Origin of the sequence: Bradyrhizobium sp. 27S5 (assembly GCF_037217225.1) — a bacterium.
Lineage (GTDB): Bacteria > Pseudomonadota > Alphaproteobacteria > Rhizobiales > Xanthobacteraceae > Bradyrhizobium > Bradyrhizobium septentrionale.
Map to the genome: position 1 here is coordinate 2,840,796 of NZ_CP147714.1, position 13,221 is coordinate 2,854,016.

Here is a 13,221-nt window from a genome sequence, read left to right on the forward strand (position 1 = left end):
CAGTCTTTGAAGACGGCCGTCGCGAAACGTCCTCCATCACGCAGCAAGGCCCGTGCTGGCGGCGCGGGCCTTGCGTGTTTCTTGCGTGTCTTGCGAGAGCCGCCGCGGCTCCCGCGGGTCAGAACACCCGCGAGAAGATCACGTAGAGGCACCCCGACAGCAGGATCGCGGCGGGGAGCGTCAGCACCCAGGCCATCACCATGTTTCTGATGGTGGCGACCTGGAGGCCGGAGCCGTTGGCCGCCATCGCGCCGGCGACGCCTGACGACAGCACGTGTGTGGTCGAGACCGGCAGGCCGAACATGTCGGCGGCGCCGATGGTGGCGGCGGCAACGAGTTCGGCCGATGCGCCCTGTGCGTAGGTGAGATGGGTCTTGCCGATCTTCTCGCCGACCGTGATGACGATGCGCTTCCAGCCGATCATGGTGCCGAGGCCGAGCGCGATCGCGACCGCAACCTTCACCCAGGTTGGGATGAACTTGGTGGCGCTGTCGAGCGAGGCCTTGTAGGCGTTCAGGGTGGCGACCTCTTCCTTGCTGAGGTCGTTTTCCTTGTCCTTCATCAGGAAGCGGATCGCCTCCGAGGTCAGGTACATGTCGTTACGGGTGTTGCCGACGACTTCCGCCGGCACCTTGTTCAGCGAACCGTACTTCTGCACCTGGTCGCCGACGTCCTTCACCAGCACCGACAGCGAGGGATAGGTGCCTTCGCTGATGTGGTGCGACGAGACGTATTGGGTCACCGCCGGGCGGGGATCGCCGATGATGCTGTGGCCGGCGCCCTTGGCCGCGACCACCTTGGAGGCGGCCTCCGAGGTCTTCTGGAACTGGGCCACCTGGCTCTCCGGCAGCGCGCGGTTCAGCGCGTAGGCGGTCGGCACGGTACCGATCAGGATCAGCATGATCAGGCCCATGCCCTTCTGGCCGTCGTTCGAGCCGTGGGCGAAGCTGACGCCGGTGCAGGTCAGGATCAGCAGGCCGCGGATCCAGAGCGGGGGCGCCTTGTTGCCTTCCGGCGCGGCGTAGAGCGCCGGGTTCCTGACGATCACCTTCAGCAGCAGCAGCAGCAGGGCGGCGCAGATAAAGCCGACCAGCGGAGACAGCAGAAGCGCGTAGCCGATCTCGGTGGCCTTGCCCCAATCCACGCCCGAGGTGCCGTCACGGCCGCGCAACAGCGCGTTGGCGACGCCGACGCCGATGATCGAGCCGATCAGCGTATGCGAGGAGGAGGCGGGCAGACCGAAATACCAGGTGCCGAGATTCCACAGGATCGCGGCGATCAACAGCGCGAACACCATGGCAAAGCCGGCGCTGGAGCCAACCTGCAGGATCAATTCCACCGGCAGCAGCGAGACGATGCCGAACGCCACCGCGCCGGTCGAGGTCAAGACGCCGAGGAAGTTGAACAGGCCGGACCACATCACCGCAGCTTCCGCCGGCAGCGAGTGGGTGTAGATCACGGTGGCCACCGCGTTGGCGGTGTCGTGGAAGCCATTCACGAACTCGAAGCCGAGCGCGATCAACAACGCGACCAGCAGCAGCAAGTAGGGCAGGTAGGAGGTGACCCTGGTGCCGGTGGCGTCGACGTCCGAATAGATGCTGTAGGCAACGTACAAAAGTCCCGCGGCAAGGATGCCGAAGAAGATGATCATCGTGAGCGGGTTAAAACCCTTGTCGAGATTGGGCCGCGACGCCGGCTGTATCGGCGCTCCATCGGCCAGCGATGAATTGAGTGTAATGTCGGTCATTCTGACGCCCCTCGTAGTTGGAGGGGCATTTTTGACTGATGGAGTTGAAGGTTAGATGACAAGCTCAACGTTGTTTTGCGCAGCGCAAGCAGGTGCTTGAATCCGCGTCATGCGTCATGTGCTGAATCTTGCTGCTTCTCCTTGAAATCGTTTGAACAGTCCCGCGAATACGGACACGACGGGACTGGCGCGGGTGGTGGATATCGCACGATCATTCGTGCGCATCGTCGGTCCAGGACGGCTGTTTCGGGAGTGAGGATGGAGGTGGCGCGCCGCACGATCGGGGCTAGCAAACCGCGCAGCGCGCCCGCCTCAGGGTACGTCATGGCGTGAACATGACGCCCGATGCCCGTAGACACGTGAGGGTATCACGGATCAATTCAAGGTTGTAGGGATTTATCAGCGTTTTGAACAATTTCACGTTGAAGTGTGATCCTGCAGTTCCCCCGGAACTCAAGCCGCGTGGGCTGAATTGCGCAGCTGATTTGCGGCGATTTTCAGATCGTCGATAAAGCGTTGATATTCCAGCGCCTTGGCTTTCTCGTCGGGCAGCCGCAACAGATAGGACGGGTGTACGGTGACCAGCACCCTGGTTCCGTCATGCTCGATCAGCTGGCCGCGGTTCCTGTGGATAGGTGTGATCTTGCCGAGCACGCTCTGCGCGGCCGTGGCGCCGAGCGCCACCACGAGCTCCGGCTTGATGGCGGCGAGCTCGCGCTCATACCACTGCCGGCAGGCGCGGATCTCCGGTGTGCCCGGCTTCTGGTGCAGCCGGATCTTGCCGCGCGGCACGAACTTGAAGTGTTTCACCGCATTGGTGATGTAGACCTTGGCGCGCGCGATGCCGGCTTCCTCAAGCGCGCGATCGAGCATCTGCCCGGCGGGACCGACGAAGGGATGGCCGGCGAGATCTTCCTTGTCGCCGGGCTGCTCCCCGACCAGCATCAGCGTCGCGCCTTGCGGCCCTTCGCCGAACACGGTTTGTGTTGCGTCCTTCCACAGCGGGCAGGCGCGGCAAGCGGCGGCCTCGTCGCGCAAGGCTGCGATCGCGTCACGAGTTTGCTTGTCCTGAGTTTGCTTGTCTTGGGTATGCATGTCGCGAGCTTGCTTGCGGGGCATCGGCATATCCTGCCGCTGCTGCGGCTCGGCGGCCTTGCGTGCGATGAAGGGGCCGCTGGTCATGCGCATGGCGTCTTCGATCAGAGGTTTAATGATCGAGTCCTCGGGCAGGTTCCTCCAATAGGCCTGCGGCATCTCCATCACTTTCAGCCGCGCGGGATTGAAGCGGCCGTTGTCATGCCGCCGCCAGACCTCCTCGAGCCGGTCCTCGCTCGGCACCTCGGATTTGGCAACGCCCGGCGTGATCGAGATCGCGTGCCCGTCCCAATGTGCGCAGGCGTCGGGGGTCAGGATCGACCACGGCATGTCGGCGAAGCGGCCGGCGAAGAACGGTGCGGCGTGCTCGACGATGCGATGCTCCGGCTCGAACCAGGCGACGTAATGCGCCTTCTGCTCGCGGCCGATCTCGCGGAAGCGCAGATGCGCGTGCATCCTGTCGATATCGCGATAGACCGCGCGCGCCATCGCGTGGACCTCGGCGACGTCGGGATCATCAGTCGCGCTGAGCAGATCATGATGGCTGCGCAGCCGCCACAGCAGGCGATAGAGCAGGACGAAGCGCGTGTCATTGCGATGCAGGATCGCGGTCCTTGCCAGCTCGACGAATTTCGCTGTGACGTTGAACTGCGCCTGCGGCGTATCAGGCAATTCATTCACGCAGGATGCCGAAAACAGTTCGTCGTCGCTGCGCACCGTCCACGTGACGTCCGACGGCTTCACGTCATTCAGCACCAATCGCCGCGCGGCCTTGCGCCAGCCTTCGAAATCGGTGTCGTTGTCGAGCACGATGATACGCATGCGATTGCTCCGTTTCCGTCACGCCGCCATTTTCCGGGCCGTCGCGCCGGACGCCGCGGGCGAACCGGCGGCGTACAGTTCGGCCGCTCCTGAATCCCATTGATTCCGCTCATGAATCACGGAACTCACCAATCCGATTGACTCCGCCGGCCCTGTTAGCTTTATATTAGAACATACCATGAACAAATGAGCCAGTCCCTGGTTCTCTGTTCGGATCAGTGACGGCCTCAAATTTTGGTTGGGAAGGAGCGGCGCATATGAACGGCGCACGCACGGGTACGCTTGCGTCTCTGCGCGGCAGCATCGCGCGCATCGAGGCGCCATCGGAGGCGGCGATGCCGAACCGCATCGCGCTTGGACACGCCAGCGCGGACGCGATGCTGCGCGGCGGGCTTGCGGCGGCAACGCTGCACGAGGTGTTCGCGGCCGGCCATCAAGGCGGGGCGGCGACCGGCTTCATCGCGGGGCTTGCCGGACGGCTGTCTGCGCGCAAGCCGCTGGTCTGGGTGCGGCAGGATTTTTCCGATCGCGAAAACGGCGCGCTGTCGATGCGCGGGCTTGCCGAACTCGGCCTCGATCCGCGCCTGCTGGTCACGGTGCGCGCCGCCGATGTCGACAACGGCCTGCGCACCGCGGCCGACGCGCTCGCCTGCGATGCGCTCGGCGCCGTGGTGCTCGAGGTCTGGGGCCATGCGCGCCAGCTCGATCTCGTCGCCAGCCGCAAATTGACCCTGGCCGCGCAGGCCTCCGGCGTCACCGCGCTGGTGCTGCGGATCGCGGCGACGGCGATCCCCTCGACCGCGGAGACGCGCTGGATCGTGCGCGCGGCGCATTCGCCGCCCGGCAATGCCGCAAGCGTCTGGGGCGCGCCGCGCTTCGACGCCGAACTCGTGCGCAATCGTCATGGCCCGGTCGGGCGATGGATCATGGAATGGAAATGTGATGAGTGCCAATTCAGTGAACCGTCGGCGTATCCTCAGCCTGTGGCTGCCACGTCTGCCCATCGACCGCATCAAGCGCAAGCTCGCGCAGAACATCGTCTCGCAAGCTGATGCGCGGGACATTCGGCAGGTGGTAGGGCTCCCTCTCCCGCTTGCGGGGGAGGGTTGGGGTGGGGGTCTCGCCACGAGTCCCGCTGAGGAGAGAGCCCCCACCCGGATCGCATCTAACGATGCGATCCGGCCTCCCCCGCAAGCGGGAGAGGCGAAGAAAGAATCTCGCTTTCCGCAGCAATCGACTGAGGCCCCCAGCGTCGTCGTCGCAAAGGACCACAACGCGATCCTGCTGCACGCGATCGACGAGGCGGCGGTGCGCGCCGGGCTGTCGATCGGGCTGCCGCTCGCCAATGCGCGGGCGATCTGTCCGGAGCTCACGGTCTACGACGCCGATCCCGCCGCCGATCTGAAGACGCTGAACGACATCGCCGACTGGTGCGACCGCTTCACGCCGCTGGTCGCGCTCGATCCGCCTTACGGACTGTTTCTCGACATCACCGGCTGCGCGCATCTGTTCGGCGGCGAGCGCGCGCTGCTGCAGATCGTGACCAATGCGCTGAGCCGGCGCGGCTTTGCCGTCAGCGCTGCGATATCAGGCACCTCGACCGCGGCGCGCACGCTGACGCGTTACACTTCCGGGCAGATCGTCGCCAGCGGCGCGGAAGCAGAGGCGGTCGGCCCGCTGCCGGTGTCGGCGCTCGGCGCCGATCCTGCCGTGACCACCGGCCTGCGCCGCGCGGGCTTGAAGACCATCGGCGATGTCGCCTCGCGCGCCCCGCATGAAATCTCGGCGCGGTTCGGCGCCGCCTTCACCACCCTGCTCAGCCACGCGCTCGGGCAGGGCGATGCCCCGATCAGCCCGCGCAAGCCGCTGCCCGATTACATCGTCGAGAAGCGTTTCCCCGAACCGGTCTCCACCGACACCGTGATCGCGCTGACGTTACAAAGCCTCGCCAAGATGCTGATGACGGCGATGGACAAGCAGGGCAAGGGCGCCCGGCAGCTGGAGGCGAGCTTCTTCCGCACCGACGGCGCGGTGCGCGCGATCATGGTCGAGACCGGGCGTCCGGTGACGCGGCCCGAGATGATCGACCGCCTGTTCCGCGAGCGGCTCGATGCGCTCAATGATCCCCTTGATCCCGGCTTCGGCTTCGATCTCATCCGCCTTGCCGCCGGGCGTACCGAGATCGTGGTGCAGCAACAGCGCGATCTCGACACGTCAGTGCACGACAATGACGAGCTCTCGGCGCTGATCGACCGCATCGCCGCCCGCATCGGGGGAAAGCGCGTCGTCGTGCATCTGCCGCTGGAGAGCCACATCCCGGAGCGCGCTGCGCTCGCGCTGCCGGCGCAGCATCATCTGACTGCTGCCAGCGCCGCCGCCTGGCCGGAACGCGTCGCCGGCGAGCCGCCGCTGCGTCCCCTGCGGCTGTTCGATCGGCCCGAGCCGATCAAGGTGCCGTTCGCGAGCGTGCCCGACGGTCCGCCGCATCAATTCACCTGGCGGCGCGCGCAGCACGACGTGGTGCGGGTCGAGGGCCCCGAGCGCATCGCGATGGAATGGTGGAAGCAGGACGGCGCATCGCTGACCCGCGATTACTTCCGCGTCGAGGACGCCGAGGGCCAGCGCTTCTGGATCTTCCGCGACGGTCTCTATGAGAGCGAGCTGCGCGACGAGCAGGGCAAGCCGGTCCCCGCTAACTGGTATGTGCATGGGCTGTTCGCATGAATACGCCAACGCCTGATTATGCCGAGATCGGCATCACCAGCAATTTCTCCTTCCTGCGCGGCGGTTCCGATCCGCGCGCCTATGTGCATCAGGCGAGCGAACTCGGGATCCCCGTGATCGGGCTCGCCGATCACAACACGCTGGCCGGCGTGGTGCGCGCCTGGAAGGAGCTCGACAGCGAGAAGGTCGCTCATCCGCCTAAACTTTTGATCGGCGCCCGCATCGTCTTCATCGACGGCACGCCCGACATCCTGGTCTATCCGCGCGACCGCGCCGCCTACGGCCGGCTGTGCCAGCTGCTCACCCGCGGCAAGCGCGGCGGCGAAGGCGTGCGCATCGAGAAGGGCGATTGCCGGCTCACCCTGTCCGATCTGCTCGACTTTGCAGAGGGCCAGCTTCTGGTGCTGGCGCTGCCGCATCGTTTCGAAGCGGCTGACGCGCTCGATCTGCTCGCGCAACTAAAGGCAAGCGCCGCCGATGGCGTCTGGCTTGCCGCAAGCCTGCTCTATCGCGGCGACGACAGGCGCCGCCTCGCGCGGCTGCATGGTCTCGCCACTGATGCCGGCGTGCCGCTGCTCGCCACCAACGAGGTGCTCTATCATCATCCCGCGCGCCGCCCGCTGCAGGACGTGCTGACCTGCATCCGCGAAAAGACCACGATCGAGGCTGTTGGCCGCAGGCTCGAGGCCAATGCCGAGCGGCATCTCAAGCCGGCGCATGAAATGATCAGGCTGTTTCGCGATCTCCCTGATGCGATCGCGGAAACCATACGCTTCGCTGCGCGCATCTCCTTCGCGCTCGACCAGCTCAAATACCAGTATCCCGACGAGCCGGTGCCGCCGGGCAAGACCGCGCAGCAGCATCTGGAGGACCTGACCTGGGCTGGCGTCGACAAATATTTCGGCGGCGAGATTGACGAAAAGCTTCGCACCACCCTGAACAAGGAGCTCGCGCTGATCGCCGAGCTGAAATACGCGCATTACTTCCTCACCGTGCACGACATCGTGCACTATGCGCGCAGCCAGAACATCCTGTGCCAGGGGCGTGGCTCGGCGGCGAATTCGGCGGTCTGTTATGTGCTTGGCGTCACCTCGGTCGATCCGACCAAGGTCGATCTGCTGTTCGAGCGCTTCATCTCCAAGGAGCGGCTGGAGCCGCCCGACATCGACGTCGATTTCGAGCATTCGCGGCGCGAGGAGGTGATGCAATATGTCTATCGCCGCTACGGCCGCCACCGCGCCGCCATCATCGCCACCATCATCCATTATCGTCCGCGTAGCGCGATCCGTGATGTCGGCAAGGCGCTCGGGCTGACCGAGGATGTCACCGCGGCGCTCGCCGACACCGTGTGGGGCAGCTGGGGCAAGGGCCTCAACGACATGCAGGTGCGCCAGGCCGGGCTCGATCCGAAAAATGCGATGATCAACCTCGCGGTCGAGCTCGCCACCGAGCTGATCGAGTTTCCTCGCCATCTCTCGCAGCATGTCGGCGGCTATGTGCTGACCCAGGACCGGCTCGACACCTATGTGCCGATCGGCAACGCCGCGATGGACGACCGCACCTTCATCGAATGGGACAAGGACGACGTCGACGCGCTTCACATGATGAAGGTCGACGTGCTGGCGCTGGGCATGCTGACCTGCATCCGCAAATGTTTTGACCTGATCGATGACCACAAGGGCGAGCGCTGGGAGCTCGCCTCGGTCCCGCAGGACGAGGAAGAAGTTTACGACATGCTGTGCCGCGGCGAGTCGCTCGGCGTGTTCCAGGTCGAGAGCCGGGCCCAGATGAACATGCTGCCGCGCTTGAGGCCGCGCACCTTCTACGATCTCGTCATCGAGGTCGCGATCGTGCGCCCCGGTCCGATACAGGGCGACATGGTGCACCCTTATCTGCGGCGACGAAACAAGCAGGAGCAGGTGACCTATCCATCGCCGGCGCCGGACCAGGGCGACAAGAACGAACTTTACAATGTGCTGCACAAGACGCTCGGCGTGCCGCTGTTCCAGGAGCAGGCGATGCGGATCGCGATCGAGGCGGCCCATTTCACCTCGGAGGAGGCCAACGGCCTGCGCCGCTCGATGGCGACCTTCCGCAACCTCGGCACCATCGGCAGCTATGAGGAGAAGCTGGTCGGCAACATGGTGGCGCGCGGCTACGATCCGGACTTCGCCCGCAGCTGCTTCGACCAAATCAAGGGTTTTGGCTCCTACGGCTTCCCGGAAAGCCATGCCGCGAGCTTCGCCCAGCTGGTCTACATCTCCTCTTGGCTGAAGCACCATCATCCCGATGCGTTCTGCTGCGGCCTGCTCAACTCGCAGCCGATGGGCTTCTACGCCCCGGCGCAGATCGTCGGCGACGCCCGCAACAACGGCGTCACGGTGCACGAGGTCGATGTCTCCCATAGCTTTGCGCAGAACACGCTGGAGGAGCGCGACGGAGACTACTGCGCGGTGCGGCTCGGCTTCCGCCAGATCGACGGGTTTCATTGGCTCGATGAGGATGAGGAGAGGTTGAAGCAACTACAACTGTCATTCCGGGGCGCGCCTGTGCTCCCTCTCCCGCTTGCGGGGGAGGGCTGGGGTGGGGGTGTCTCCGCAAGCGACACTCTTTGTGAGGAGAGAGCCCCCACCCGGATCGCATCTGTCGATGCGATCCGGCCTCCCCCGCAAGCGGGAGAGGCGAAGCAAGAGAAAGACTGGGCCGACCGCATCGTCGCCGCGCGTAACCGAAAACCCTTCACGTCGCTGGAAGACTTCGCCCGCGACACCGCTCTGCCCAAGCGCGCGCTGATCCTGCTCGCCGACGCCGATGCGTTCCGCTCGCTCGGGCTCGACCGCCGCGAGGCGCTGTGGGCGGTGCGGCGGCTGCCCGACGACGTGCCGCTGCCGCTGTTCGAGGCCGCCACGGCGCGCGAGCAGCCGGATGAGGGCGCAAAGCCGCTGCCGGAGATGCCGCGCCCTGAGCAGGTGGTCGCCGACTACCAGACCATCCGCCTGTCGCTGAAGGGCCATCCGATGGAGTTTTTGCGCGAGATGTTCACCAGGGAGCGCGTGGTCGCCTGCCACACCATCAACCAAAGCAACGACCGCCGCCGCGTCAGCTGCGCCGGCGTCGTGCTGGTGCGGCAGCGGCCGGGCAGCGCCAAGGGCGTCGTGTTCATGACGCTGGAGGACGAGACCGGCATCGCCAACATCGTGGTGTGGCCGAAGGTGATGGAGCAGTACCGCAAGGAGGTGATGGGCGCGCGCCTGATCTTGGTCGAGGGCTATATCCAGAGCAGCCCCGAGGGCGTCACGCATCTGGTGGCGCAGCGCATGACCGACCGCTCCCACGATCTGATCGGCCTCGCCAACGAATCCGCTGTCAGCAAGCATCCGGTGCCGGCAGGCCCGGCGCTGATCGAGCCGCTCAACGACGACCGCCGTGATCACGGCGACAACTCGCCGCAAAAGATCCGCCACCCCCGCAACGTCCGCATCCTGCCGCCGTCACGGGATTTTCATTGAGGGTCGTGCTACGGCGACGCTCTCTCACCGTCACCCTGAGGAGGCCGCGGAGCGGCCGTCTCGAAGGGCGAACGGCCCGGCTTTCTCCGTGCGGCTGCCAGCGGGGCCGTGCATCCTTCGAGGCGCGCAAGTGCGCGCACCTCAGGATGACGGGGCGACCATGAATGTCGTGTTCCTCTAAAAATTCACCCGGTTCGAGATCGCGCCGTCGACGACGAGGTTCGAGCCTGTTGTGAACGAGGAGATCGGGCTCGCCAGGAACACCGCTGCGCTCGCGATCTCCTGCGGCGTCGCCATGCGGCCGGTCGGATTGCGCGCCAGTGCGTCCTGGTACATCTTGGGCGCGTTCTGCTCGACCATGTTCCAGACGCCGCCCTTGAAATACACGGTGCCCGGCGACACCACGTTGACGCGGACTTTCTTCGCCGCGTATTGCCGCGCCAGTCCCTTTGCCATGTGCACCAGCGCCGCCTTGATCGGGCCGTAGGAGCCGGCGCGATCGGCTTGCGCTGCCGAGATCGACGAGATGAGGACGAAGGCCGCATCGCCGGTCTTTTCGCCGCTTGCTTCGAGGAACGGACGCGCTGCCTCGAAGGCGTTCACCGCGCCGAGCACGTCGAGCCGGAAATTCTGCTCCCACGATGCCGGATCGCCGCCTTGCGCCATGGCGCCGGCGTTGGAGAACAGCATGTCGATGCTGCCCAGTTCGGCCGCGGCATCCGCAATCCACGATTTCAGCGCCGCGCCGTCGGTGATGTCGACGGCGCTGCCGGTGGCGCGCACGCCGGCAGCCTTCAATTCGGCAACGCTGGCCGCAACCTGCTCGGCATTGCGGGCGCAGACCGCCACGCCTCCGCCTTCGCCGGCCAGCGTCGCCGCGATCGCCCGCCCGATGCCGCGCGTACCGCCGAGCACGACGGCGTTTCGTCCCTTCAAACCCAGATCCATTCGCATATCCTTTGCTGATGCGCGCGGACTGTAGCTTCCATCGTAGCACTGCGCGACCTCGATATTCCCTCGCGTCACGCGATTTTCATTGTAGTCAGGCGAATATCGCGGTGCACCCAATCCGATCTCGCCTTGTACGCCACAACTCAATTGCTATCGTCCCGCCGCCCGGACGATCGATCCGGGATCTGAATAACAACCATTCGGGAGCACTCATGCGTTATTTCACTGCGCTCATCGGCGCGGCCTGCGTCGCGTTCGCTACCGCCACCGGCACCTTGGCCCAGGTGGCCCCCAATCCCGACAACCCGAACGACGTCGTCGCCGATGCCTTGACGCCGCCGCCCTATGGCGAGCCGATCAGCCTCGAAACCGCCAAGAAGGTTGCCGCCGCGGCGGTCGCCGAGACCCAGAAGCGACACTGGAATGCGTTCTGCATCGCGATCGTCAATCCGGCCGGCGAGCTGGTCTATTTCGAGAAGCAGGACAACTGCCAATATGCCTCGATCGGTGTTTCGCAGCATAAGGCGCGCACCACGACGCGCTATCGCCGGCCCACGCTGGCGTTCGAAAACCTGATGGGCAAGGGAGCATACTTTTCCTATCTCGCGACGCTCGACGATGTGGTCGCCTCGCGCGGCGGGAATCTTCTTATCGTCGGCGGCAAGGTCGTCGGCGCCATCGGCGTCAGCGGCGGTTCGGGCTCGCAGGACAACGTGATCTCGCTCGCCGGCCAGGCCGCGCTGGAGTAGGGGCAACGACGTGATGCTTCTGCCGGGCTTCGGTCTGGCAGAAGTCCTCCGGCGCATGAATTGAGCGGGAATGTAGCAACCATTAGCTCTTTCGGTTGTGTGCGATTGAATTGTCCGATCGCCGTTGATGCTGACGCCGTGCTCGCGGCCATCAAGGCGTGGCCTGTTGAGGGTGAGGATGTGGTGGCATTTGAGCGACGGCCATCCTTGACGGCCGCTGTGCGCGACGTCCTGGTGACGGCAGGTCGGGACGAAGAAACGGCGCCCCGGTCGAACAAAGAAACGCTTCAGGCTGCTGGAACAGCTGACATGTCAGCTTGCCAAGGGGTGCCTCGGGCCACTACGGCGTTGATGAAGACGAGCAGCTTCCTGGCGCAGGCGATTAGCGCGCGCTTGTGACCCTTACCGGCGGCGATCAGTCGCTTGTAAAGGGCGATGAGCTGCGGATTCCAGCGGAACGACGCCGCCAGCGCTGCAGCATAGAGCGCCTCTCGCAGGCGCTTGCGTCCACCGATGATGTGACGAGCGCCAATATGCTCTCCGCTGTCGTCATCATAAGGCGCAAGGCCCGCAAGAGCTGCGGCCTGCTCGCGGCTGATTTGGCCGATCTCCGGCATGCGCACCAGAATGGCGACCGCAGTCGGCAGCCCGGCCCCGCCGACGCTGTAGATCAGATCGAGCCGGGCAGCGAGATCGTGATGTTCGCGGATCGCTGCCACCAAAGCCTTGAACTCGACGCGTTCGCGCTTGGCCAGGCGGACGATATCTTCCTTCCAGAGCTTTTGGATACGCGCATCGCGACAGCTCTCGAGCCGGTTCTTGAACCGCGTGATATCCTCTCCGATCTGATCGATCAGTGTCAGCTGCCCGGCCAAGGGCGATAATCTTGCGTCAGGGGCCGGGTGGATCTTGTTGACCGCAGCGGCGCAGGCGGCGATCAGAGCCGCGTCGATCCGATCGTTCTTGGCACGTTGCCCGCGGTATTTGGCATAGGCACGCACTTGCGCCGGCTGGAACACCACGACGACAAACCGCATGCGCCGTAACTCGGCGACGACGGCTTGCTCATAGCCACCGCTCGCCTCGATCCCAACCCGCTTGACCTTGCGCCGCCCAAGCCACTCCAGCAGCGCCTTGTGACCTTCTGCCGTGTTCTCCACCTGCAGCTGCTCCGAGTTGCCGTCGAGCGCCACGTCGAGCTTGCGCTTGCCGGTATCGATCCCGGCACAGATTGTGGTACGCTTGGCCATCTTCCTCGACCCTCCCTTGTGATGCGAACCTAAAGTTCGTTCAACCATGCGGGTCCCGATGAAGTGCCGATCGCGATCTTGCTACGAACGACAGCCCTCAAGGCTTCGATGGGTAACGATCCGATCGATCAGCGGCCCAGCCCGGGCGGCTACCCGAGCTGGGCCATTCCTCACGGAACGAGGCCAGTCTAACCCAGCGCGCTAATACAAGGATGGGTAGAGCGAAGCGAAACCCATCGACTTATGCCGCGGCGCAAATGATGGGTATCGCTTCGCTCCACCCATCCTACAAGGCCGTCAATTATTTTGTTCTGATTTTCAGAATTTCGCTTGACGCCTGACCCAACTCAGATGTTCAATGCGTCCGTCTCACC

General features: G+C 64.8%; 8 protein-coding genes. 4 read left to right on the plus strand and 4 right to left on the minus strand.

The window, feature by feature from the left end:
• Positions 1-118: 118 nt before the first annotated feature.
• Together WDM24_RS13240 and WDM24_RS13245 are read right to left on the minus strand one after the other, a co-directional pair.
• A complete protein-coding gene (locus tag WDM24_RS13240) occupies positions 119-1,747 on the minus strand; it encodes an inorganic phosphate transporter (protein WP_338831544.1) in 1,629 nt (542 codons plus the stop codon).
• Between the two features lie 453 nt (positions 1,748-2,200).
• A complete protein-coding gene (locus tag WDM24_RS13245; RefSeq protein ID WP_338831545.1) occupies positions 2,201-3,664 on the minus strand; it encodes a UdgX family uracil-DNA binding protein in 1,464 nt (487 codons plus the stop codon).
• Positions 3,665-3,921: 257 nt separating this feature from the next.
• On the opposite strand from WDM24_RS13245, the gene WDM24_RS13250 reads away from it, so the two are divergent.
• From WDM24_RS13250 to WDM24_RS13260, 3 genes are read left to right on the plus strand one after another with little or no spacing between them, the layout of a single operon-like run.
• Positions 3,922-4,716: a DNA repair protein gene (locus WDM24_RS13250; RefSeq protein WP_338831546.1), complete on the plus strand. Its 795-nt coding sequence runs from the start codon at positions 3,922-3,924 to the stop codon at positions 4,714-4,716.
• Positions 4,607-6,388, plus strand: coding sequence for a DNA polymerase Y family protein (locus WDM24_RS13255; protein WP_338831547.1), 1,782 nt, complete (start codon positions 4,607-4,609; stop codon positions 6,386-6,388). Before WDM24_RS13250 ends, WDM24_RS13255 begins: the two co-directional genes overlap by 110 nt.
• Entirely contained in the window at positions 6,385-9,897 is a 3,513-nt protein-coding gene (locus WDM24_RS13260) for an error-prone DNA polymerase (RefSeq protein WP_338831548.1), read from the plus strand. Before WDM24_RS13255 ends, WDM24_RS13260 begins: the two co-directional genes overlap by 4 nt.
• Before the next feature lie 177 nt (positions 9,898-10,074).
• Here WDM24_RS13260 and WDM24_RS13265 read toward each other — a convergent pair whose 3' ends face one another.
• Positions 10,075-10,845: an SDR family NAD(P)-dependent oxidoreductase gene (locus WDM24_RS13265; RefSeq protein ID WP_338831549.1), complete on the minus strand. Its 771-nt coding sequence runs from the start codon at positions 10,843-10,845 to the stop codon at positions 10,075-10,077.
• A 215-nt stretch (positions 10,846-11,060) separates the two neighbouring features.
• Between WDM24_RS13265 and WDM24_RS13270 the strand changes: the two genes are divergently transcribed.
• The gene (locus WDM24_RS13270) at positions 11,061-11,597 is read left to right on the plus strand and encodes a GlcG/HbpS family heme-binding protein (protein WP_338831550.1); all 537 of its coding nucleotides are present in this window, start codon (positions 11,061-11,063) and stop codon (positions 11,595-11,597) included.
• Positions 11,598-11,884: 287 nt separating this feature from the next.
• On the opposite strand, the gene WDM24_RS13275 is transcribed toward WDM24_RS13270, so the two are convergent.
• Positions 11,885-12,847, minus strand: coding sequence for an IS110 family transposase (locus WDM24_RS13275; RefSeq protein WP_338829190.1), 963 nt, complete (start codon positions 12,845-12,847; stop codon positions 11,885-11,887).
• Between the last annotated feature and the right edge of the window lie 374 nt (positions 12,848-13,221).